The organism is Streptomyces sp. NPDC093149, assembly GCF_044754145.1.
GTDB lineage: Bacteria > Actinomycetota > Actinomycetes > Streptomycetales > Streptomycetaceae > Streptomyces.
This window is the reverse complement of record NZ_JBIVON010000003.1, coordinates 134,759-158,684: the sequence shown is the minus strand read 5'-3', so window position 1 is coordinate 158,684 and position 23,926 is coordinate 134,759. Positions and strand designations below refer to the sequence as shown.

The 23,926-nt window shown below is 69.1% G+C and carries 16 protein-coding genes; 6 read left to right on the top strand and 10 right to left on the bottom strand.

All coding sequences use genetic code 11. The annotated features are described in order from the left end of the window. Positions 1-50: 50 nt before the first annotated feature. From ACIQCZ_RS11230 to ACIQCZ_RS11190, 9 genes are all read right to left on the bottom strand, one after another. Positions 51-638, bottom strand: a complete 588-nt coding sequence (locus ACIQCZ_RS11230; protein ID WP_402281481.1) for an HPP family protein — start codon at positions 636-638, stop codon at positions 51-53. An 856-nt stretch (positions 639-1,494) separates the two neighbouring features. Next, complete coding sequence (locus tag ACIQCZ_RS11225) at positions 1,495-2,166, bottom strand: HAD family hydrolase (RefSeq protein WP_402281479.1); 672 nt, start codon at positions 2,164-2,166, stop codon at positions 1,495-1,497. A 434-nt stretch (positions 2,167-2,600) separates the two neighbouring features. Next, positions 2,601-5,642 carry an alpha-mannosidase gene (locus ACIQCZ_RS11220; RefSeq protein ID WP_402281477.1) on the bottom strand — a complete coding sequence of 1,014 codons (3,042 nt, stop codon included), beginning with the start codon at positions 5,640-5,642 and terminating at the stop codon, positions 2,601-2,603. A gap of 220 nt (positions 5,643-5,862) precedes the next feature. Next, a complete protein-coding gene (locus ACIQCZ_RS11215) occupies positions 5,863-7,617 on the bottom strand; it encodes a glycoside hydrolase family 35 protein (RefSeq protein WP_402281475.1) in 1,755 nt (584 codons plus the stop codon). 48 nt (positions 7,618-7,665) lie between these two features. Further along, entirely contained in the window at positions 7,666-9,480 is a 1,815-nt protein-coding gene (locus ACIQCZ_RS11210) for a glycoside hydrolase family 5 protein (RefSeq protein ID WP_402281473.1), read from the bottom strand. Between the two features lie 235 nt (positions 9,481-9,715). After that, a complete protein-coding gene (locus ACIQCZ_RS11205; RefSeq protein WP_376292306.1) occupies positions 9,716-10,561 on the bottom strand; it encodes a carbohydrate ABC transporter permease in 846 nt (281 codons plus the stop codon). A gap of 5 nt (positions 10,562-10,566) precedes the next feature. Beyond that, positions 10,567-11,556, bottom strand: coding sequence for a carbohydrate ABC transporter permease (locus tag ACIQCZ_RS11200; RefSeq protein ID WP_402281471.1), 990 nt, complete (start codon positions 11,554-11,556; stop codon positions 10,567-10,569). Continuing rightward, positions 11,556-12,827: an ABC transporter substrate-binding protein gene (locus ACIQCZ_RS11195; protein WP_402281470.1), complete on the bottom strand. Its 1,272-nt coding sequence runs from the start codon at positions 12,825-12,827 to the stop codon at positions 11,556-11,558. The genes ACIQCZ_RS11200 and ACIQCZ_RS11195 overlap by 1 nt, the downstream gene beginning before the upstream one ends. A gap of 140 nt (positions 12,828-12,967) precedes the next feature. Then, the gene (locus ACIQCZ_RS11190) at positions 12,968-14,125 is read right to left on the bottom strand and encodes an ROK family protein (protein WP_402281468.1); all 1,158 of its coding nucleotides are present in this window, start codon (positions 14,123-14,125) and stop codon (positions 12,968-12,970) included. Positions 14,126-14,280: 155 nt separating this feature from the next. Here ACIQCZ_RS11190 and ACIQCZ_RS11185 point away from each other — a divergent pair, with 155 nt between their 5' ends. The 4 genes from ACIQCZ_RS11185 (at position 14,281) to ACIQCZ_RS11170 (ending at position 19,160) form a co-directional block, all read left to right on the top strand. After that, a complete protein-coding gene (locus ACIQCZ_RS11185) occupies positions 14,281-16,398 on the top strand; it encodes an alpha-galactosidase (protein WP_402281467.1) in 2,118 nt (705 codons plus the stop codon). 44 nt (positions 16,399-16,442) lie between these two features. After that, the gene (locus ACIQCZ_RS11180) at positions 16,443-17,303 is read left to right on the top strand and encodes an alkaline phosphatase family protein (protein WP_402281465.1); all 861 of its coding nucleotides are present in this window, start codon (positions 16,443-16,445) and stop codon (positions 17,301-17,303) included. Between the two features lie 706 nt (positions 17,304-18,009). Next, positions 18,010-18,597: a hypothetical protein gene (locus ACIQCZ_RS11175; RefSeq protein WP_402281464.1), complete on the top strand. Its 588-nt coding sequence runs from the start codon at positions 18,010-18,012 to the stop codon at positions 18,595-18,597. Next, the gene (locus tag ACIQCZ_RS11170; RefSeq protein ID WP_402281463.1) at positions 18,594-19,160 is read left to right on the top strand and encodes a signal peptidase I; all 567 of its coding nucleotides are present in this window, start codon (positions 18,594-18,596) and stop codon (positions 19,158-19,160) included. Before ACIQCZ_RS11175 ends, ACIQCZ_RS11170 begins: the two co-directional genes overlap by 4 nt. Positions 19,161-19,490: 330 nt before the next feature. Here ACIQCZ_RS11170 and ACIQCZ_RS11165 read toward each other — a convergent pair whose 3' ends face one another. Then, a complete protein-coding gene (locus ACIQCZ_RS11165; protein WP_402281461.1) occupies positions 19,491-20,822 on the bottom strand; it encodes a phosphoribosyltransferase family protein in 1,332 nt (443 codons plus the stop codon). A 372-nt stretch (positions 20,823-21,194) separates the two neighbouring features. Here ACIQCZ_RS11165 and ACIQCZ_RS11160 point away from each other — a divergent pair, with 372 nt between their 5' ends. Then, positions 21,195-21,674 (top strand): Hsp20/alpha crystallin family protein, encoded by a 480-nt coding sequence (locus tag ACIQCZ_RS11160; RefSeq protein ID WP_402281459.1) that lies wholly within the window; start codon positions 21,195-21,197, stop codon positions 21,672-21,674. Positions 21,675-22,114: 440 nt separating this feature from the next. Next, positions 22,115-23,842 carry a DNA polymerase/3'-5' exonuclease PolX gene (polX, locus tag ACIQCZ_RS11155; protein ID WP_402281457.1) on the top strand — a complete coding sequence of 576 codons (1,728 nt, stop codon included), beginning with the start codon at positions 22,115-22,117 and terminating at the stop codon, positions 23,840-23,842. The last annotated feature ends 84 nt before the right edge of the window (positions 23,843-23,926 follow it).

Genomic DNA, 23,926 nt, shown 5'->3' with positions numbered 1-23,926 from the left:
ACCAGGACAGCCGATGCCAGGTGTCACCTCGACAGCTCATAGGTGGCCACTCAGGGCACCGCCGTGCCACGGTAGCCCCGCCGGGGCGGGAGCCCGGGCAACACCGTGGACGGGGCCCGCGCCCCCCTGTCGGCGGGTTCCTCCCGTACCGGACGGCCGACGAGGGCCGCGACGATGTCGGCTGCGGTCAGCACCCCGGCGAGACGCCCGTCCTCCTCCAGCACCGGCAGTGCGTCGGCGTCGGCATAACTCATGATGTCGGCTGCGTGACGTACGGTCTGCTCGACATGGACGAGCGCCGACCTGTGGGCGGGCAGGAGGTCACCCACGCGCAGGCCGGACAGCGAGGCGGCCGGTGCCGCACAGACGACCGCCACGTCGGCCTTGTCCAGCAGACCGGCACAGCGACCGTCCGCATGCACGACCGGAAGGTGACGGAATCCCGATCGCTCCAGCAACTCCCAGGCCACGAGCACGGTTTCGTCGACATCGATCGTGACCAAAGCGGCGTGCATCACAACGGCGACCGTCCGCGCCAAGACCTCCTGCTCACCATGGACCGCCCGCTGCTCCTGCTCCTGCTCCTGCTCCTGCTCCTGCTCCTGCTCCTGCTCCTGCTCCTGCTCCTGCTCCTGCATGATCGCCTCCTTCTTGTTCGCGAGCGCCGCCACGGTGTCACAGGGAGGGCGTCGGCCTTCCGACAGCTCGTTCGTGGTACCTCCGAACGAGCGCCCCGAAGACCTCGTCTGGACGACCCCGGCCAGCAGTTCGGTGCCCCGAGGGGCGATCGGCTGGACGAGCACGCCGGTCATGACCTCGCCAAAGCGCAGCCTCCGTCGGCCAGCAGCGCGTAGGTCTCGGGAACGGCCGGGACGCCGGGTTTCATCGCGGCACCTCTCTCACGGATCCGGAGGACAGCAATCTCACAATGGGACGGCCGAGCGGCCTGGTCACAGGGGCCTTCCGGGGTCGCGCGGGGACCGACCGGCCCCGGGGTGGCTCAAATCAAATCGGTGCTCCGGGAGACTTCCGCCGCTCGTCGCGCGCCTCCGCGCCCAGGCGGCAGCGTCGCCCGCACCTACTGACCCTCGCGCGTTCGGACCACTTGTGTCCGCGCGCCCATGCCGCCGCCGGGCCCGGCGCGTCGATCTGCAGCTCCCGCAGGACAGCCCTGTCGAGTCGATATCGTCCATGAAGCACCTCTCTCCTCTGCGTGAACGGCATTTCATGTATTCGTTTCAAGCGCAATGAAGGATCTACACGATCGAATCAAGTATTGCGACGATAGAATCGAGCGCAGGAAAGAGTGCTCGCCAGTCTGCCACCGGATCGATCTGCTGCCGGGCGTCCACCTGAGGGGCCGCGGCTGTTCGGCCCACTCGCGGCGTAGGGGCCGAACAACAGGGATGAGACGACCACCCAGCTGCGGAATTCATCCGCGAACCCACCGTCCGGGGCACCGACGCGGGCTGTCCCGGGCGGCGGGTGACGGCATCAGGCGGTCGGCTTCGCCGGCCCGGTCAGCGCGGAGAGCAGCGCCAGGTCGGCCTGTTCGAGGCTGTCCAGCAGGGTGATCCGGTCGGCCCTGGCGATCGGCACGATGGAGGGAACGGCCAGCACCGAGCAGCCGGCGGCGCGCGCGGAGGCGACCCCGGTGGGAGTGTCCTCGACGGCCACGCAGGCGGCAGGGTCCAGCCCGAGCCGATCGGCGGCGGCCAGGTAGGGGGCGGGGTCGGGCTTGGTGCGCTCGGTGTCCTCGGCGGCGAGGGTGACGGTGAACCAGTGGTCGCCGAGGCTGTCGAGGACCAGGTCTACTACGTGGCGGGGGGAGGACGAGACCAGCGCGGTAGGCACGCCGGTGTCGCTCAGTTCGGCGAGCAGCGCCAGTGCGCCGGGCCGGGCGACGACCTCGACGGCGACCTTGCTGCTGAACACGTCGTTGAGGCGTTCGGCCAAGGCATCCACAGTGAAACTGGTCCGGGTCATGCGGCACAGGTGGGCGGCAGTGTGGTCGACGGCGCGGCCGAGCACCTCGGGCAGGTCCTCCTCGGTGAGGGTGTGGCCGAGGCCGGCGGCGAGTTCGGCGGTGGTCTGGAGCCAGAGGTGCTCGGTGTCGACCAGCGTGCCGTCCATGTCGAACAGGACGGCGGCGGGGAGTGCAGGCACGGCAGTCCTACCTTTTTGTTCGTGGGTTGACTGATCACTCGTAAGGTCGGTGACCCCGGGCCCATGGCCGACATGGTGAAGCAGATGGAGTGAATCAAGGATCACGGCTGCTCGGAGCCCCGCGACGGCTCAACCGCCCATGGGGATGAGCGACTTGAGTGCTTCGTAGGAATACATCGGTGAGGTCGTCCCGGTGAAGGCGTTCCTCAAGGCGGCGCCCTCGTCGGGGTGGTGCGTTGGACGCTTCCGGCACCGGCACCGGCACCGGTAGCGGGCACGCGGGTTCGGGCCGGCTCCGACGGCTCCGACGGCTCCGACGGCTCCGACGGCTCCGACAGGATTGCTCAGTCTCCGGGATACCGCTCGCCCTCGCGGGGTGAGATCCCACCAGCATGCTGCGGGCGGTGGAGACGGCCCGTCCCGGAGGGTTTCGGTCAGTCACTCCTCCGAGGCCTCAGCCGAAGAGTGAGGATCTGGAACGGGCGGAGTGCCAGGAGCACCCTTCCGCCGTCCGCTCGTACGGCGTCCACGTTCTCGCGCGGGTCGAGTTCGCGCTCCAGCAGATCGGTCTCGGCCGCCGACGCCAGCGGGAAACCGGCGGTCAGGAGAGTTCGGGCGCGTCCGCCGTGGGCCTCGTAGAGGCGTACGACGATGTCGCCGGAACGGTCGTCGGCAAGCTTGACCGTCTCGATGACGACGGCCTCGTTGTCCGCGGTCACGAGCGGTGGGACCTCGGCCGAGCCGGGGAGGCTGCGCTCGGGCTGGTTGAACGCGTAGCCCTCGCGGACGGCGTCGGCGATGTCGGCGCCGATGACGAACCCGTAGCGCAGGCGGTGGTGGCCCTGGTCGGCATCCGGGTCGGGGAAGCGGGGAGCGCGGAGCAGGGAGAGCCGGACAGTGGTGGTGGTGCCGCCGTCGGCGCGGACGTCTCGGGTGACCTCGTGCCCGTAGGTCGAATCGTTGACCACAGCCGCGCCCCACCCCCGTTCGCCGAGGTGCAGGAAGCGATGGGCGCAGATCTCGAACTTGGCGGCGTCCCAACTGGTGTTGGTGTGGGTGGGGCGCCGGACGTGTCCGAAGGGAATCTCCGCACTGGAGTGGTCGGCCCGCACATCGCACGGGAAGGCGGCCTTGAGGAGCTTCTCCTTCTCGTGCCAGTCGATCTCGGTGTCGATGTCCAGGCGTCGGGAGCCATTGGACAGGGAGACCAGCTGTTCGATGCGGGAGTCACCGAAGGTCCGCACGATCCGTACACCGCCTTCCTCTGCCCTGACCGAGTCGGCGTCGCGGAGGTTGTGAACGGTGTTGCGGTAGAAGGCGTCGATGTCCCAGGCGTCGTACTCGTTGGGGAAGTCCTGGTGCAGCTGCAGGAGGTTGGCAGCGGTGCCGGGGGCCAGCGCTTCGCGGTCGGCCCCTATGTCGTACGCCGAGGTCACCAGCCCCTGAGCATCGATCCGGACGCGGACCAGACCGTTGTCCAGCACGAAGCCGTCCCCGCAGGGGGCCGGGGCGACGGGTCGGCCCGGCGGCCGGGTCCGGATCGCGGCCCCGAGGGCGGGGACGCCGTCACGGGCGAACGGAGCGGAGTTGAAGACCACGAGCAGGTTGCCTTCGCCGGCCAGGGCGCGCTGGGCGGCGTCCGTGATCGCGCGCAGCTCGGCGGTGACGGCGGCGTAGGCCTGCTCCGCCTCCCGGTGCACCCAGGCGATGGAGGATCCGGGCAGGATGTCGTGGAACTGGTGCAGCAGGACCGTCTTCCACAGCCGGTCCAGGGCCTGGTAGGGGTACGGGAATCCGGTGCGCACGGCGGCTGTCGCCGACCACAACTCGGCCTCTCGCAGCAGGTGTTCGCTGCGCCGGTTGCCCTGCTTGGTCCTCAGCTGGCTGGTCAGCGTGCCACGGTGGAACTCCAGGTACAGCTCCCCCTGCCACACCGGCGCGTCGGGGTATTCGGCGTGTGCCCGCTCGAAGAAGTCCGCGGGGCTCTCGATGACGACCCTGGCCGATCCCTCCAGGTCGACAAGGCGCTCGGCCCGGGCCAGCATCTCCCGGGTGGGGCCGCCGCCGCCGTCTCCGTAGCCGAACGGGAGCAGCGAGCTGTTGGCCGCCTCCTTGTCCTGGAAATTGCTGACGGCATGGGCGAGTTCGGCGCCGGTGATCTCGGCGTTGTAGGTGTCGACCGGCGGGAAGTGGCTGAAGATCCTGGTACCGTCGATGCCCTCCCACCAGAAGGTGTGGTGCGGGAACTTGTTGGTGGTGTTCCAGGAGATCTTCTGGGTGAGGAACCACCGGACCCCGGCCAGTTTCATCAGCTGCGGCATGGCCGCGTTGTAGCCGAAGGTGTCGGGCAGCCACATCTCCTCGGTCTCGACGCCGAACTCGTCGAGGTAGAAGCGCTTTCCATGGATCAACTGCCGGGCGAGGGCCTCGCCGCCGGTGATGTTGGTGTCGGGTTCCACCCACAGGCTGCCGACGGGGAGGAACTGCCCCTTCTTCGCCTTCTCCTGGACCCGGCCGTAAACCTCGGGACGGTACTCCTTGAGCCAGGCCAGCTGCTGGGCCTGGGACATGGCGAAGAGGAAGCCCGGGTGGTCGTCCATGAGATGGGTGACGTTGGAGAGCGTCCTGGCGACCTTACGGACGGTCTCGCGCAGCGGCCACAGCCAGGCGGTGTCGATGTGGGCATGCCCGACGGCGGACACGCGGTGGGCGCTGGCGGCCGCGGGGGCGGTGAACGCCGGGCGCAGCACCTCGCGGGCCGCGGTGGCGCTGCCGGTGATGTCCTGCAGGTCGACTGCGTCCAGGGCCCGCTCGATGGTGTGCAGGAGCTGCCAGCGGCGTGGGTCGGCCTCGGGCAGCTCGCGCATGAGCCCCCCGAGGACGTCCAGGTCGTGGGCGAGTTCCCACACCTGCGCGTCGAAGACCGCCAACTCCAGTCGGAGCAGCTGGTACAAAGGTGCGCTCTCGGGTCCGACTCCCGTCATCCAGGAGGGTTGGTCCCCGGCCCGGGTCGGGATGTGGTCATCGACCAGGTTGGGGTTGGCGGCGGCCTCGACGTAGTAGGTGAAATCCTCGCCGCCGACCGCCGGGGCGGCGACCGGGACATAGGCGTTGCGGGGATTGAGGGCTTTCACCACGCTGCCGTCCGCCCGGTAGACCAGGCCCTCGGTGGAGAAGCCCGCGCCGGTGACGTCGAAGCCGAGGTCGATGACCGCCTCGACCCGCAGTCCGGCCCACTCCTCGGGAACCCTGCCGCTGATCCTGAACCAGCTCGTGGACCAGGGTGGCCCCCACCGGTGCCCGAGAGTCACGGGTTCGTACGGTGCGGCCAGGCCGTCGGCCACGGGGACCGGCTCGCCCGGCACGCTCCAGATCGCCATCTCGACCGGGACGGAACGGGAGTGGACCGCGGGCCTGATGCGCTGGTTCAGCACCCGGTCGAGCCGCTGCTCGGTGAGGCGTCGCTTGCTGTGCATGGATTCCTCTGTCGTCGGTGGAGGACGGTGATCTTGTTGCGGCCTGACGGCCGGCCGTCAGGAGTGGTGCGGGGACGGGGACGTCATTCCGCCCACCACACCATGATGTTCGCGGCCGGCTCGAAGCTCGCGCCGGGGCATGCTCGTTCCTCTGGAGGTTCGTTTCGGCGTGGCCGGTCGGTCCAACCCGGTTGCAGCGTGCTGTCCGGTGTCGCGGACGTCAGTCCTCGATGGGGCCCAGATCGGGAGTGCCCCGCAGTTCCACCGTGCGGGTGGTGGAGCCGTGCAGTTCGAGGACCGTGATCTCGTTCCGGCCGGCGTTCAGGATCGGTGCGGGGACATGGAGAGTGGTCTGCGGTCCTCGGGACCAGTACCGGCCGAGTGCGAAGCCGTTGATCCAGACGTGGCCCTTGGTCCAGCCGTCCAGGGCGATGTAGCCGTCGGCAGGCTGCTCGATGTCCAGGTGACCGCGGTGGAACGTGGGGCCGACCGGGGGCGAGGCGGAATCGAACGTGGTGAAGGACAGCCGGCCCAGATCGTCGAGAGGCAGCGGCCGGCTGTACCAGCCGTCCGGGGCCGATGCGTTGACGGTGACCTCGCCGAGCAGCCCCTTGCGGTCGTGCATGCCCCGCCCGTAGTTGACCCTGCCCTGGTTCTCCACCAGCACGGCCAACTGCGCGCCGCGCCGGGGGGTGTGGAAGGCGAGGGTGTGCTCATGATTCTCGCGTTCCAGGACGCCGACCGGCTGGCCGTCGACGAAGACCTGGGCGCGATCGTGCACCTCGGCGACGCGGAGGACGGCTGGCCCGGCTGCCGGGAGCACCGTCTCGTAGAGGATGAATCCGAAGGACTGGCCGAGCTGTTCCATGAGCTGCGGGCGGTCGGCGTGCACCGCGCTGCCGAGTCGCTCGCGCTGGTCCAGAAGGCTTGCGCATGCGGTGAGTTCGGCGACGGCCGGGGCGAGCTTGGGTGCGGGGGCGGGTACCGGTTCCTCGGGGACGGGCGCGTACCGGGCGATGACCTCGCGGAAGGCGGCGTATTTGGGGGCGGGGTCACCGGCCTCGTCCAGAGGCGCGTCGTAGTCGTACGACGTGACGGTGGCGCGGTACGTGCCCTTGTCGTTGGCGCCGTTGGTGAAACCGAAGTTGGTACCGCCGTGGAACATGTAGATGTTGACCGAGGCACCGGCCGCCAGCAGCCGGTCGAGGTCCGCCGCGGCGTCGGCCGTACTGCGGGTGACATGGGTGCCGCCCCAGCGGTCGAACCAGCCGATCCAGAACTCGCTGCACATCAGCGGCCCGGACGGCTGATGCCTGCGCAGTTCGGCGAGCCCGGCGTCCACCCGGCTGCCGAGATTGACGGTGCGCAGGACGCCGTCGAGGCCACCGCGCCCCAGGTCGGAGGGCTGGTCGCAGGTGAACAGCGGCACGTCGATTCCGTGCCGGTGCAGCAGCTCCGCCAATTTCTCCAGGTAGGCGGAGTCGTCGCCGTACGCGCCGTATTCGTTCTCCAGCTGGACGGCGAGGATCGGGCCGCCGTGCGTGCAGAGGTAGGGAAGGACGGACGGCAGCAGGGCGCCGAGGTAGCCGTCCACCGCCTTCAGATAGCGCGGGTCGCGGCTGCGCAGTTCGATGTCCTCGTCGGCGAGCAGCCAGGAGGGCAGGCCGCCGCCCTCCCACTCGGCGCAGATGTACGGTCCGGGGCGGAGCAGCACATGCAGGTCTTCGGCGGCGGCCAAGTCGAGGAACCGGGGAAGATCGAGACCTGCGTCCATCCGGAACTCACCCGGATGGGGCGAATGAAGGTTCCATGGGACGTAGGTCTCGATCGTGTTCAGTCCCATCAGCCGCGCCTTGCGAAGCCGGTCGGCCCACTGTTCCGGATGGATCCGGAAGTAGTGCAGCCCGCCGGAGATGATCCGCAGCGGTCGGTCGTCGAGACGGAAGCCGTCTGCGGCAACCTCGAGTCGTGGCATGGCCGTGGTCTCCTCGATGATGGAACTGATGGAACCGATGGGGATGGGTCAGCTCAGCGGACGGCAGAGCAGTACGTCGGGGACACCGCCGTTGTTCCGCTGCCAGGTGAAAGCAACGCCGGCGACGTACTCGTTGTCGGTGCACTGACCCTTGTAGTAGCCGGGGGCCCAGTCGCTTCCGACCGAGCCGCCCGTGGCGGGGCGGTTGTCGCCGTGATCGAACCAGACGTTGCGTCCGTTCAGCGGCAGCCGCGCGGCGGACGGCGCGCAGAGCAGGCCGGCCATCGATTTGCCGTTGACGCTGTACCCGACGGCGAAGGTGTTGTCGGGGCACTGGAGTTTGCTGTAGCCCGAGGCCCAGTCGCCGTGGGTGACGTAGCGCTCGTCATGGACGGCCACCCAGGCACCGGCTCCCTTGGCGGGCTGGTTCGCGTCGGTGCACAGGCCGCGCCTGTCGCTGCGGCCGAGGCCGACCAGGCGCTGGCTGTCCGGGCAGTTGCCCTTGCGGTAGCCGGGGCTCCAGTCGCTCTGGGCGAGCATGCGGGAGGAGACGTTGTGGTCCCGGAAGTCGAGGTTGAGCATGTTCCAGTGGTCGACCTGTGCGACCGGACCGGAGACGCCAGAGGCGTTGACCAGCTTGTTCCAGTCGGCGGACCGCCAGTCACCGGGGTCGCTGAGGCTCTGACGCTTACCGGCGGCGTCGTAGGAGATCAGGGCCCAGTTGTCCTGCGGAGCGCCGTTGGCGCCGGTCCATCCGACCAGCGGCCAGATGGCGAAGTCGGTGTCGTTCTCGACCAGGATGTCGGTGAAGTTGTCGAACCAGGTCTTTTCCTTGGTGTCGTTTGACCCCCGGCCGCCGGCACCGAACTCGCTGATCCAGACCGGGGCGGTGAAGTGCTGGCCGGACTGGGTGACGAACAGGGCCTCGTCGTGCACCAGTTGCTTCAGCTTGTCGAGCGGGAAGTCCTCGTACGGCCAGTCGTTGGTGTGCCCCGGTCCGCTGCCGGCACCCGTATAGTTCGGGCCGGTGTAGCCGTAGAAGTGCGCGGCGTAGACCAGCTTCCCCGAGGCGATCAGGGTGTTGGAGAGTTCACGGACCGGGGTCAGCATCGGCCTGCCGTAGTTGAGCCCGTCCAGCGGGATGCCGTACCAGTTGATGCCCTCCATGATGACCAGCATGTCGGGGTCGGCCGCCAGGATGCGGGTGCCCGCCAGCTCGAAGGCCGCGTAGGCGTCGTGGTCGTCACCCCAGCCCCAGTTGGGGTCGTCCCAGGTGTCGCGGCGGATCTCGTTGCGCAGGTCGGCGCCGACGACACGCTTGTTCGCCTTGTAGCGGTTCACCAGGAAGAGCCAGTCCTCCTGCCACTGCTCGGCGGACTGGCCGCTGTTCCAGCGCTCGTTGCCGTCCAGGCCGCAGCAGAAGCGGTAGGTGGTGGTGTGGTTGTTGAGGATGACCGCGAACCCGTCGGCGGTCAGGGCCGCCACCACCGCGTCGTACACCTGCAGCGGGGTCTTGCCCTTCAGCTGCGGGTTGGCCGCGACCGCGGAGTCCGGTACGACCGTGGTGTCGCGCATCATCGCGTTGGCGAACGGCAGGCGGATGCTGTTCAGCCCGAGCTCGTGGAAGTCGGCCATGATCTGCGTCATCGACGCGCGGTCCAGGCCCAGCGGGATGTTGTGCGACATCTGGTCCGCCTGGTGGTTCGCGGGGTCGTTGACATCTCCGCTGCCTTCCCAGGTGCCCTGGGCGCCCGCCCAGTTGCCGGCCTTCAGCTTGAAGCGGCTGCCGTTGGCGTCGACGATGTACCGCCCGCGGGTACTCAGTGGTCCCGTCCAGGAGGCTGCCAACTGCGGCCCGGTCATCGGAGTGGTGGTGGCAGTGGTGGTGGCGCTGGGGGGAGCTGCGGCGGAAGCGGAGGTTGCCGCGAGGGCGAGAGTAACCGCGACCGCCGTGGATGGCAGGATTCGGGAGAAAAATTTCCTGACGGTGGGAGTCGACCTGTCGGATCTCATGATTGTCCCCTCCAGGGGTGGGGTGAGGGTGGGGCGGATCTTCAGGTGGTGCGGCCCGGACCGGCGGTCCGGAGTCAGGAGCGGCTCAACCCTTGAGGCCGCTGGTGGCGATGCCTTCGACGATGTAGCGCTGGGCGACCAGGAACATGGCCACCAGCGGTGTGATGGTCACGACGGCTCCGGCGAACAGTCCGGGCAGGTTGATGGTCTGTGAGGTGAGGAACGTCGACAGGGCGATCTGGGCCGTCCACGCGGACGGGTCCTGGCCGATGACCAGTGGCCACAGAAAGGCGTTCCAGCTGTCGATGAAGGCGAGTGCGCCGAGCGAGGCGAGCATCGCTCCGGACGACGGCAACGCGATCCGGCGGTAGAGGCCGAGCCAGCCGAGCCCGTCCAGGCGTCCGGCTTCCTCGATCTCGGTGGGGAACTGGAGGTAGAAGTTACGGAAGAGCAGGACGGCGAAGGGGTTGAACAGCCCGGGTGCGATGATTCCCCACAGAGTGTTGACCCCACCCATGGAGCCCACGACGACGAAGGTGGGCACGAACGTCACCGAGCCGGGGATCATCAGCGTGGCCACCACCAGGGCGAGCAGGACGCCGCGTCCGGGCACCGGGATCCGCGCGAGAGCGTACCCGGCGGCCGAGGCGAGAACCGTCGACACCGGGGCGGTGATCGCGGCGATCAGCAACGAGTTGCCGAGGGCCTGGCCCATGTGCAGGGTGGGGTCGCTGAAGAGCGAGGTGAAGTTCTCCCAGTGCATGGTCGACGGCCACCACGTCCAGTGCGGTGACGTCAGGTCCTGCGTGTCCATCAGCGCGTTGCGCAGCATCAGGTAGAAGGGTGCCAGGAACACTGCCGTCAGCAGGCCGGCCAGCACGCCGCGCACGGACCGGCGCAGTACCTGCGGCAGTTCTCGTGTGGTTGCCATGTTGCTCATTCCTCCCCCTTGCCGAAGCCGGTGAGCCGGCCCTGGACCAGGGTCACAACGACGATGAGGGCGGTGAGCAAGAAGGCTCCGGCCGATCCGAGTCCGTAGTTCTGGGCGCCCATCGCGGTGTCGTAGAGATAGCCCAGCGGGGTTCGGACCGGGGCGGACGCCGCCCCGGACAGACCGCTGTTGAACAGGTTGTAGAACTCGTCGAACGCCTGGAACGCGGCAATGAACTGCAGCATCAGGACGGCCACCGAGGTGTTGCGCAGCATCGGCAGGGTGATCCTGCGCAGCAGGCGCAGACCGGTGGCGCCGTCAAGGGCGGCGGCCTCGTACATCTCCTTGGGAATGCCCTGGAGCCCGGCCAGGAAGAGCACCATGTAGAAGCCGACCTGGAGCCAGAGGCGGAGGGTGACGAGAACGACCCAGTACAGCGGCGGCGAGGTGGTCTGCAGCCACGGTTGGGCATCCATGCCGAACCATCCGCCGATCGTGTTGGCGACGCCGCCCGGCAGCCCGTTGAACAGACACATCTTCCACAGGAGGGAGGCTGCGACGTAGGAGACCGCGGCCGGGATCAGGAAGGCGGTGCGCAGCACGGCCCGGCCGCGCCGGATCCGGTTAACCAGCAGCGCCAGTCCCAGCGAGGCGGCGAACGTCACCGGCACGATGAACACCGTGAACAGCAGGATCTGGACGAGCGACTTGCGGAACACCGCATCGGTGAGCAGCGCCTGGTAGTTGTCCAGGCCGACCCAGTGCCCCAGAGCGATGGTGCCGCGGGCCTCACTGAGGCTGAGCAGAAAGCTCCAGCCGATGGCGACGTACTTGAAGAGGGCCAGGCCGATCAGCAGGGGTCCGGCGAGCAGTGCGAACGCTCCCCAGGCACGCCGGTCCGGGCGGGGACGGTGCGTGGGGGCGGTGCCCCGCAGCTCGGCTGCGGGGCACTCGGCACGCTCGTGGTGAAGCGTGGCAGGAGGTGCGGACTTCATCACGCGCGCTGCTTGTCGATCTCGCCCTGGGCCTTCTTGGCCGCGTCGGCCAGGAGCTGGGCCGCATCGCCCTTCCCGCTGACGATCTTCGCCGCGGCCGCGGTGAAGAGGCTGCTCACGGCGCTGTTCCAGGTGCTGGGGTTGTTCCTGCCGTACTTGGCGGCCAGCTCGACGGTCTCCTTGGCCGGACCCTGGGTGAGCTTGTCGGCGGAGGCGGCGACGGACGTGCGCGGGGGGATGTGGAGGCCGTAGCTCTGCGACCAGTCCGTCTGGAGGTCGGTCTGCTGGATCCAGAGCCACTGGACGAACTTCTTGGCCGCGTCCACGTTCTTGCCCTTGGCGTTGACGCAGGTGCTCCAGCCACCGACGCGCACCACGGGCTTGCCCCCGGCCTTGAAGGCGGGCCAGGGCAGGACGCCGAAGTCGTCGCCGAGCGCGGTCTTGATGGCGGGCATCGACCAGAGGCCGCCCCACTGCATCGGGACGACGTTCTGGGCGAGGGCGGAGGGATCCCACCAGTCGGTGGTGAATCCGAGCAGCAGGGAATGGTCGTCGTGAAGGCGCTTGAGCCCGGCCACGGCCTCGATTGCCTGCGGGGAGCCGAAGGCCGCCTTGCCGTCGGCGACCAGGTCGCCGCCGTTGGAGAACACGGCGAGGATGGCGCTGTCGCCCAGGCCGTCCTGGCCGACGAACAGGCCCTTGGTCTTCTTGGAGGTCAGGGCCTTGGCCGCGGCGGCGAGCGCGTCGAAGCTGTCGGGCGGGGTGATGCCGGCCTTGGACAGCGCGCTCTTGCGGTAGTAGAGCATCATGACGTCGTCGAGCGTCTTGACGCCGTAGAGCTTGCCGTCGACGGTCACCATGTCGCGGGCGCCCTGGTTGAAGTCGGATTTGGCGCTGCCATAGATGTCGTCCAACTGGGCTATCTGGCCGTGCCGGGCGAGGCTCTCGCTGAAGTCGCCTATCTCGAAGACGTCCGGGGCGGCGTCGGTGAGCAGAGTCGCGTAGAGCTTGGCGGAGTAGTCGCCAGGGGTCCAGGTGACCTTGACCGCGATGTCCGGGTTGGCCTTGGTGAACGCCTTGGCATAACGGGTGAGCGCCTGCTGGGTGCCGGCCTCGCCGTAGGCGTGGGACCAGAGGTTCAGGGTGGTCTTCGCCCCGGAGGAGGACCCGCCGGCCGGGTCGGTACTGCAGCCGACCGCCGCTCCGGCGACGAACAGAACGGATCCGCCGAGGAATCCTCTGCGGCTAAGCTGGGCTCTCTGTGCGCTCACTTCGCATCCTTCAGGTTGAGAGGGTGGGGGTACGTGTTGTTGTCCGGCGCAGCCGGTGTCCGGGATTCACAGTTGGCAGACGGTGACGGACATCGGCCGCGCCGGAAGCTTGGCCCGGCGATCGGGACGGTGACGCTCGCTCAGGGGAAGAGGGCCTGGATGCCGACGACGGCGGCTCCGCGGGCCCACTCCTCCCAGGGGAGTGGACGCAGGGTCAGCGGGCATTTGGCCGCTGCTTTGAAGCAGTGCGCGGCATAGGCGTCCTTGATGTGCATTCCGAAAAGGTCGTAGGTGTCGAGCCCCTCGCCGGTGACGACGACGCGCTCAGGACCTACGAGGTTCACGAGGGTGGCTATGCCGACGCCGATGGCGTGGCCCGCCCTCGCGAAGGCGCCCTGCGCGGCGGGGTCTCCACCACGGGCGAGCTGAACGGCGCCGTCGAAGTCCAGGTCCGGGTCGTCGGTGGCGCTGCGGATGGCGGCGAGGACTGCGTCGCTGGAGGCGATGGCCTCGACGCAGCCGACCTGACCGCAGTGGCACCGCGGCCCGGCCGGGTCGATGCTGATGTGCCCCATCTCTCCGGCGACGCCGTAGGCGCCGGCGACCAGCTCACCGTTGATGACGATCCCGGAGCCTATCCCGGCCCCGATGGTGACCAGCGCGAAGTACTCGGTACCGATGCCCTCGCCGAACCAGTGCTCGGCGGTGGTGATGGCCTTGACGTCGTTCTCCACGGTGACGGTCAGGCCGGTCGCCGCGGCAACGGTGTCGGCCAGCGGCACGTCGCGCCAGCTGGGGAGCACGGAGTAGCGGACACGACCGCGGGGGCGGTCCACGTCGCCGGAGACCGCGATGCCCAAGTGTCGGGTGCGGGAACGGTACTTGGGGTCGGCGTCGAGAAGTTCGGCGACGAGGTCGGCCAGTAGCCCGCACACCGCGGCCGGGTCGCGGTCGCCCAACGGTCGGCTGGCGGTGGTGCGCATCCGGGCCCGCAGGTCGCAGACCGCGCCGAAGAGGGTGTCGGCACTGATCTTCACACCGACGACGAACTCCCGGTCGGGAGTGACGGCCAGCGGGTTCACGGGGCGCCCGGCCCCTGGAGCGGTGCGCTCCGGGGGCAGCTCGTGCAGGTAACCATCATCGATGAGTGGTCGCGCGGCCTTGGTCACGGCGGTCGAGGAGAGGCCCGTCCGCCGGGCCAGCTCCACCCGGCTGAGCGGGCTCTCGGCCAACAGCAGGGCGAGGATGGCGGTTTCGGCCGGTGCGGTGACAAGTGGCCGCGAGTGGTTTGGAAACACGGCGGTAACCTACCGGCAAATAAATAACTTCGTCCAGTATTGATTTTCCCGCCCGGGCAGTCCTACGCTCTGGCCCAACTCCGGGCGCTTCCACTGTTGTTCGCCATGGCCGGCCGCCCGTCCTCACCGACGCTCGACACCCCTCGGGACCTCCTGTGCCTCCCACGCCCTCATCCGTTTCGTTCGACCCCGCCCGCGGACTAGCGGTCCTGCGGACCCCGCACAGCGTCTATGCCGTACGCATCGGCGCCGACGGCAGCCCCCGGCATCTGCACTGGGGGGAAGTGCTCGACACCGACGTCCTCGGCGGACTGCCCGCGGCCACCTCACCTGCCGCGAGCAGCTTCGAGGCAGACCCCGCCCCGGACGAATTGGCCCCGCAGACCGGCGCGCGGTTCGGGCCGGCCGGCCTCCAAGTGCGGTTCGCCGACGGCACCCGCGGCGCCCAGTGGTCCTTCGCCGGGCACACGGTCCGGGACGGGGAGCTTCGCCTGCACCTGGCCGACCGCCACTACCCGTTGGCCGCCGTACTGTGCTATCGCGTCCGCCCCGGCAGTGACGTCATCGAGCGCTGGGTGGAACTCACCCACACCGGAGCCGACGATTCGGGTCCGGTCACCGTGGACCGGCTGGACTCGGCCTCCTGGGCGGTACCGGCACTGCCCGACTACCGGCTCAGCCACCTCGTGGGGGGCTGGAACAGCGAGTTCCAGCTGCACCGGGACCGGCTCCCGGTCGCCGAGACCGTGCTCACCAGCCGCCGCGGCGTCACCGGCCACCACGCCAACCCCTGGCTCGCCCTCGACGACGGCACCGCCGACGAGGAACACGGCGAGGTCTGGAGCACCGCCCTGGCGTGGAGCGGAAGCTGGCGCATCACCGTGCACCGCGACCCGGTCGGCCGCACCACCTGGACCGGCGGCTTCGGCCACGAAGGAATCGGCTGGACCATCCGGCCCGGCCAGAGCCTGCACACACCCGTCTTCGCCGGCCTCTACACCCCCGGCGGCTTCGGTGCCGCCAGCCGCGCCTGGCACACCCACATCCGCTCCAGCGTCCTGCCCTCCCCCGACCACGACCGGCCCGTCGTCTACAACTCGTGGGAAGCCACCGGCTTCGACGTCGGCCGGCCCGGCCAGCTGCACCTGGCCCGGCTGGCCGCACGTCTGGGCGCCGAACTCTTCGTCCTGGACGACGGATGGTTCGGCGGCCGTACCGGCGACAGGGCGGGCCTCGGCGACTGGACACCCCGGCCCGAGGCGTTCCCCGACGGGTTGCGCCCACTGGCCGACGAGGTGCACCGCCTGGGCATGGCCTTCGGACTGTGGGTGGAGCCGGAAATGGTCAACCGCGACAGCGACCTCTACCGTGCCCATCCCGACTGGGTCATCCACGCAGCGACTCGGGACGCCACCGAACTGCGCAACCAGCTCATGCTGAACTTCGCCCGCCCCGACGTCGAGGCCTGGGCCCACCGGACCCTGGACCAGTTGGTGCGCGACCACGACGTCGACTGGCTCAAGTGGGATGCCAACCGAGCCGTCACCGAAGCCGGATGGGCCGGCCACCCGGATCCCGACCGGCTGTGGATCGACCACACCCGCGCCGTCTACCGGATCATGGACCGCCTCCGCTCCGACCACCCCGGCCTTCGCATCGAGGCCTGCGCGGGCGGCGGCGGACGAGCCGACCTCGGTATCCTTGCCCGCACCGACCAGGCCTGGACTTCCGACAACACCGATCCCGTCGACCGGATCAGCATCCAGCACGGCTTCAGCCAGCTCTTCCCCGCCCAGGCCATGGCCGCCTGGGTGACCGACAACCCCAACGTCACCACCGGCCGCACCACCCCTCTCCGGTTCCGCTTCCACGTCGCCATGGCCGGAGCCCTCGGCCTCGGCGGAGACCTCACCGCCTGGTCCGAGGAGGAGCTCGACGAGGCCACCGCGCTCGTCGTCCGCTACAAGCAGATCCGCCCCTTGGTCCAGCACGGCCGCCAGCACCGCCTGCACGGCCTCGGTGGAGTGACAGCCGTGCACTACGCATCCCAGGACGGCACCGAACACGCCGTCCTTGCCTGGCGCCCCGCAGCCCGCTTCGGCCACCAGCCCCCCGGGCTCGCCCTACCCGCCCTGGACCCCGCGGCCCGCTACCTCGACATCGACGAGGGCACCGCCCACAGCGGCGCCGTCCTGACCCGGCGGGGCATCGACCTGGGGCTGCCCGCCGGCGACTACGCCAGCCGCCTGATCCGGCTGCGCCGGATCATCTGACCCCCCGGCCCTCTTCTGCCCCGACTCACGAAGGAACCGAGAACATGCCCACACCCCGAGTTCTGGTCGTCGGCATCGACGGCGTCCGCCTCGACCTGTTGCCCCTGCTGGACACCCCCAACCTCGACGAAATCGCGAACGCCGGCTTCCTCGCGCCCGTCCACATCGACGACGACACACCGACCATGTCGGGCCCCTGCTGGACCACGATCGTCACCGGTGTCGGCGTGGCCAAGCACGGAGTCTGGGGCAACAACTTCACCGGAAACCGGCTCGGGGTGTTCCCCGACTTCACCACCCGGCTGGCCGCCGAGCACGGGCTGCGGACCTTCGCGGTCGGCGGTTGGGAACCCCTGTTCCTGGCTCGGCAGGGCGGCCCGGTCTTCGCGGCCCCGAGCAGGCTCGCCTACATCGCCCCGCGCGAGGACACCCCGCAGGCCTGGGAGGAGTGCGATCAGAGCGTGACCGACGAAGCCGTAAGGGTTCTCAGCTCCGGCGAAGACCTGGACGCCTCCTTCGTCTACCTCGGCGCCGTCGACGAGACCGCCCACTACCTCGGCTGCGGCCCCGAGTACCGGCACGCGATCGAGACCGCCGACCGACGACTCGGGCAGCTCCTCACCGCCGTACGCGGACGTCCCGACGCCCGGTCCGAGGAGTGGACCGTCATCGCGGTGACCGACCACGGCCACCGCGACGAAGGCGGCCACGGCGGGCGCAGCACATCGGAGCGCACCGCCTGGATCGCCGCGAACAGCCCCGGTATCACCCCTTCCACCACACCGGACGGCCTCCGCCACGCCGATGTCGCCGCCCACGTCTACGCCGCCCTGGGCATCGCGCCCGACCCGCACTGGACGCTCGACGGACGCCCCTTCCCCTCCCGCATACCGCAGACCGTCTGACGTCGGCAGGAAACCGCCGACCGACGGCCCCAGGCGCGGCAGCCCACCACAAGGACGCCCCCACTCGCGGTCCCCTCCGTGGATACCGCGCCAACCGAGTGTGCAAGCAGACCAGTTCGTCGCCCTCCGCGCGGCACCGCACGGCCCGATCAAGCGGTCCCGCGGGGACAGCGAGCACGACGCGGGCAGCCTCGCGCACCGTCGTCAGCAGCCCCCGCAGGCAGACCTGCGCCCACCGACGCCGCTCCTTCCGCGCGAACGACTCTCGTCCGGAGTCACGCGCCCCGGCGCCGCACCGAACCCCGAAGGCACGCACCACCACGTCCGACCTGACCAAGCACCGTTGGCCGACGTGGGCTGCGTTACCTCGTTCGGCCGACAGTGGTCGCTAGTGGTCATCAGTCGCGATGTCATGACAGTGCGCCCCTCGCTCGGAGTGGATGTGCGGCGGGTTTCGCAGTTCAGAGAGGTGAACCCGTGCAAGTCGGCCTCGGAGAAGGAGACAGTGATGGAGTGGGGCCGGTAGCGCAGACGCCACGGATCGCCGCCGACCTGGCACGGGGACGGACGCCTCGTTTCCGGTTCCCGACCCTCCTCGGGGGATCGGGCCTTCATCGGATCCGGATTACGACACGGAGCGGCACCGCCGCATGCAGGACAAGGGGACAATATGCTGCAATTGCGACGAAATTGAACGGAGTGGGCAATGGCGCGTCCCTGGCTGAGCGTGCTGGCCCAGGTGGTTCCCGTTCCGTTCGGGTTACTGCTCAGCGGTGCTCTGGTCTGGGGTGCCACCAACGCCGACTGGAGTGGGACCAGCAGCAACAGCGGCAACACATGGACCGCCGGCTCGGCGGGGCTGGCCAACGACAGCACGGTGCCCATGTTCCGTATCGACAACATGCGGCCTGGCGACAGAGGCTCCAACTGCATCAGGATCAAGTCGAACGCCGACTTTCCCACCGCGCTCAAGCTGTACAGCAACTCACCGAACTGGCCCAGCAACTTCCAATCCTTCATCAACCTCAAAATCGAGGTAGGCAGCGGCGGCACCTTCGGAGACTGCAACGGCTTCACTCCGCAGAGCAATGCGTTCGACGGCACCCTGGACGAGTTCATCGCCCTGCACACCGACTTCCGAACCGGCGTGGGCCCCTGGACCCTGCCCGGCAAGCCACCCAATTCGCTGAGCTTCCGCTTCGCGTGGGAGTTCAGCCGGAGCGCACCCAACAGCTCGCAAAGCGTGGACACCAACGAGGTGTCCTTCACCTGGGAAGCGCGGGAACACAAGTGACTCCCCCAAGTGACCTGGCCGTCAGCACGCTCCGCCGGCCCTCGGCAAAGGGCGCCCCGCACCCGATCCGCGTGGTCACCTCGGTCATCTCACGTACCGTGCTCGGCTCGGTGGTTGGGCTGCTGGTGTGGGCGCAACTGCCCGTGGTGGCGCTGGGCTGGACAGCGGGTGTGGTGCAGTCCGGCTCCATGCGTCCCGCTCTCATGCCGGGCGATGTCGTTCTCTACCAGCCGCCACCGCACGACCGCACACCGGCAGTGGGCCAGATCGTGCTGGCCCAGGATCCCACCCGGCCCGGCCAGCTGCTCACCCATCGGGTCTACCAGGTACTTCCCAACAACGACCTGATCACCAAAGGTGACGCCAACTCCGCACCGGACTCCACCCCGTTACGGCCCACGGCACTCCAAGGCGTCGCACGATTGCGCGTGCCCTGGGTCGGGCTGCCGGTCCAGCTCTGGCGCGCCAAGCAACCCGTGCCCGAGGCGATCGTGCTGCTCGGACTTGCCATTCTGCTCGCACTTGCCGCTCTGCCACTGCACAGCCGCAGCCGACACAAGTAGCCCCGGTGGCTTCTTCTGCCCGCACTGGCCCTCGGACCACTCGCCGAGGGACTCGCATGGGCACGCCGTCCCGGCGCGACGCGGCCTCGCCAGGGGTCGTCGCCCACGCGGTTGCGCCTGCGGCCGCAACCATCGCCCAGCGCTCGGGCGGGCGGCGCTGCCACTTGCGGCCAACCTCTGCCTGTTGAATCCTGCACGACCATCGGGCCGCGCTCCCGAGCACGGCCTCCGGCCTCCCGTGTTCCACCGCTGCACCGATGGCCACAGCGGGGCCGCACATGCCCCTCGTCCCGCCTGAGAGCCGCCTGTGACCTGAGCACGCGTTCGGCCTCAGGCCGCCCCATGAGAATCCGGGGCCATATGATCGGTGAACCAGTCACGGGCCAGATCGGTGACCTTCTCCAGGGCACCGGGTTCCTCGAAGAGGTGGGTGGCGCCGGGGACGACCGCGAGCCGGCTCTCGCAGCGCAACCGAGCCTGTGCCTCGCGATTGAGGTCGAGCACCATCTGGTCGTGGCCCCCGACGATCAGCAGCGTGGGCGCCGTCACCGCCGGTAGTCGTGGCCCCGCCAGGTCGGGCCTGCCGCCCCGCGAGACGACAGCGGCGATCCGCGCACCTGGCTCGGCGGCTGCCCACAACGCGGCTGCCGCGCCGGTGCTGGCGCCGAAGTACGCGACAGCGAGCCCTTCGGTCTCCGGCTGTCCTGGCAACCAGCCGGTGGCGTCCGTCAGTCGCCGGGCCAGCAGTCCGGTGTCGAACACGTTGGCCCGGTCGCTCTCTTCCTCCTCGGTGAGCAGGTCGAACAGCAGGGTGCCCAGCCCGGCCCGATTCAGTCCGGCGGCCACGAACCGGTTGCGCGGGCTGTGCCGACTGCTGCCACTGCCGTGCGCGAACACCACGATCCCGCCCGCACCCTCGGGCACCGTCAGTTGCCCGCGCAGCAGCACCGCACCGGCCTGCACGTCCACTTCCCGATCCTCGGGCACGGTGTGACGCGACTCGGTCCGGCGGGTGCTCACCGGGCGGGCGGCCGCTGCTTCCAGACAGGCGACAACCTCATCGTCGTCGACCTGGGAGAAGTCGATTGTGTAGAACTGTCCGACCGCGAAGAAGTTCCGCGGGGTGTGCAGGCACAGCAGTTCGTCGGCCTCCTCACCGAGCCGTGCGGTCCAGTCGTGAGGTGCCACGGGGATGGCGAGCACGATCCGTGCAGCCCCGCGGGCGCGGGCGATGCGGCAGGCCGCGCGCGCTGTGGACCCCGTGGCCACCCCGTCGTCGATCATCAGCGCCGTACGGCCTTCCAGCCCGATCGGTTCCCTCCCGCCCCGGTACCGCTGAGCACGGCTCTCCAGCACCTCCCGCTCACGAGCCTCGACCTCGGCCAGCTCATCCGGGGTGATGCGCGCCGTGCGGACCACGTCATCGTTGATCACGCGTACCCCGCCCTCGCCGATCGCTCCCATTCCCAGCTCCGGCTGGAAGGGCACGCCCAGCTTCCGCACCAGACAGACATCCAGCGGCGCGCCCAGTGCCTCGGCGACCTCCGCGGCGACCGGAACCCCTCCACGGGGCAGGCCGAGCACCACCACCTCAGCCCCCTTGAGGTGCGCCAGCCGGGCGGCCAGTTGCCGGCCGGCATCACGACGATCCATGAAGAACACGATCCGACCTCCTCGTCCCGGAGGAACACGTGGGCGACGCGCGCGCCCCGTACCTCCATCCTCACCCCTTCGCTGGTGCCTGTTACGCGGGCAGGCACGCGTGAGGCCGTGCCCGACGGGACCTGTCCGGGGTCCACGAGCACTTTCGAGGTGATGAACTGCGCTTCTCTCACCTCTCACCGAGGAACTGTGGACCGGCGACGTCACGGCGGTCGGCTCGAACGAGTGCGGCAGCCCACGTTCCGGCCCCGGGACCGGATTGCCTCGGCGACCTTCGTGCGATACATCGGTGCTTGCCCGATTCGCGAGGCGATCGGCAGCCACGCAGCATGGAGGTGTAGCCGAATCGTCATTTTGCGGAGGTGAACCGCGATGGGTCTTCCCGTCGTACACCGCAGGCCCGGCCGTCTCCTGGAACGGCCGTTCCCCTCGCTGGGCTGGGGCGAGCCGACCGCCGCCGAGTTCGATGACCTCTTCGAGCGGATGACCCGCTTCCTGGGAGCCGTCGGCACCGAGCCCTCCGCCGGGGCATGGTCGCCCCTGGCCGACCTGCACGAGACAGACGATGCCTACGTGGTCGAGGCGGAGCTGCCCGGGATCGAGCGTCAGGACATCGACATCGAGATCAGCGACCGGGAAATGTGCATCACTGGGGAGTACAAAGAATGTGAGCGCGAGGGCGCCCTGCGCCACAGTACGCGGCGCACCGGGCATTTCGAGTACCGGACGCTGCTGCCGACGGACCTCAAAGCCGAAAAGGTCACGGCGACGCTGGCCGACGGGGTACTGACCGTCACCGTGCCCAAGGCGCAAGCGGCCAAGCCGCACCATGTCGAGATCTCTCAGGCCTGAGGCATGCATGGCGGTGGGGGCGGTTCCCAGCCCCCACCGCCATGGAAAGGACCCCTTTCGTTTCCAGAAGAAATCGGTGGCACCGGGCCGCGGCATCGTCGACACCCGGTGTCGATCCCACGTACAGAGCCAGGCGAAACGGTGGGCACCGAGGGACACCGCCACCTGTGGGGACGACCTCCGGGGCACGGGCCTCGGCCAGGCCGACGCATCGGGAGTGCTACGCGGTGTGCGCACCACGTCATCGTCGGTCACGCTCACGCCGCAGATGTCGCTGCGCAAATCCTCCCGACTGCCGGTACACCCCCGGGCCCATGGCTTCGCGCGCTGGAGGGGCCTGGGGGCACGCCGAGGTGCGACGGCCTCCTTTCTGTCGCAGTGCCGCCGGGCACATGCCCTCAACTGGCATGTCGGACGGGTCGGTTCCTAGACTGTGAGACGTGGTCCGGCCCAATGAGGAGGTCGAGGCACTCCTTCAGGAGTACGCGGACCTCATCGCCATCACCGGAGGCGACGCGTTCAAAGCACGCGCCTACGAGAAGGCCGCCCGCGCGATCGGCGGCTACCCCGCCGATGTCTCCCACCTCGACGTCAGGGGACTGAAGGAGATCCCGGGTGTGGGCAGGTCGATCGCCGAGAAGGTCATCGAGTACTTCCGCACCGGCAAGGTCACAGTGGTCGAGGAGAGGCGGGCCCGGATTCCCTCAGGGGTACGACAGCTCATCACCATCCCCACTCTCGGCCCCAAGAAGGCGATGGCACTCTACGAGGATCTGCACATCTCCTCGGTCGGCGAGCTGGCCGACGCCATCAAGGCGGAGAGGCTGCGCGACCTGAAGGGCTTCGGAGAGAAGACCGAGAACAACATCCTGCACGGCATCGCCCTCATGCAGCAGGCCGGAGAGCGGATCCTGCTGAGCACCGCCACGGAGGCCGCCGAGGACATCGTCACGGAACTCTCCCGGATCACCGGCTGTGAAAACTGTGCGTACGCCGGATCGCTGCGCCGCATGAAGGAAACCATCGGCGACATCGACATCCTCGTCGCCGCCGACCGGTCTGCCCCCTTCATGGACGCACTCACCGATCTGCGCTCCACCGCCAAGGTCATCGCACGCGGCCGGAAGAAGACCTCGATCCGTACAGTCGAGGGCATCCAGGTCGACCTGCGCGTGGTGCGACCGGAATCGTGGGGCGCCGGCCTGCAGTACTTCACCGGCTCGAAGGCGCACAACATCCGCACCCGGACGATCGCCGTCCACCTGGGGCTGAAGCTCTCCGAGTACGGACTGTTCGAAACCGAGGGCGGAAAGCGGGTTGCCTCCCGCTCCGAGGACGAGGTGTACGCCAGGCTCGGCCTGCCCTGGATCCCGCCCACGCTGCGCGAGGACCGAGGAGAGATCGAAGCCGGCCTGCGCGGCGAGCTGCCCGATGTGGTGACCGAACAGGACATCCGCGGTGACCTGCACACCCACACCGACCTCACCGACGGCCTCGCCCCGCTGGAGGAAATGGTGGCAGCGGCCGCCGAGCGGGGCTACGCGTACTACGCGGTCACCGACCACGCACCGAATCTGTACATGCAGCGCATGACCGATGAGAAGGTTCTTGCCCAGCGCGAACTCGTGCGGTCATTGAACGGCCGGCAGCACGGGATGCGGCTGCTGCACGGCATCGAGCTCAACATCGGCCCGGACGGGGAAGTGGACTGGCCCGGCGAGTTCCTCCAAGGCTTCGACATCTGCGTGGCCTCGGTGCACTCCCACTTCAACCTCGGCCGGGAGGCGATGACCCGTCGGCTCGTACGCGCCTGCGAGAACCCCGACGTCAACGTCATCGGCCACCCCACCACCCGTCTGATCGGCAAACGGCCAGGCATCGATGCCGACCTCGACGAGGTGTTCGCCGCCTGCGCCCGCACGGGCACCGCACTGGAGATCAACGCCCAGCCCGACCGCCTCGACCTGGGCGACGAGGACATCCTCCTGGCCAGGAGTCACGGGGCGAAGTTCGCCATCGACACCGATGCCCACTCCGTCCTCCACCTCGCGTACCTCCGCTACGGGCTCGGCGCGGCACAACGTGGATGGCTCACTTCGGAAGATGTGATCAACACGTGGCCACTGCGGCGGTTGCGCCGGTTCCTGCGAAAAGAACGGGCGGACTGATACACACAGGTGTCCCCACAGACATCGCGTAGTGGCCGTGGCCGGTGCTCACACGTCGAGCGTCACGGGGTTCGCCCAAACCTC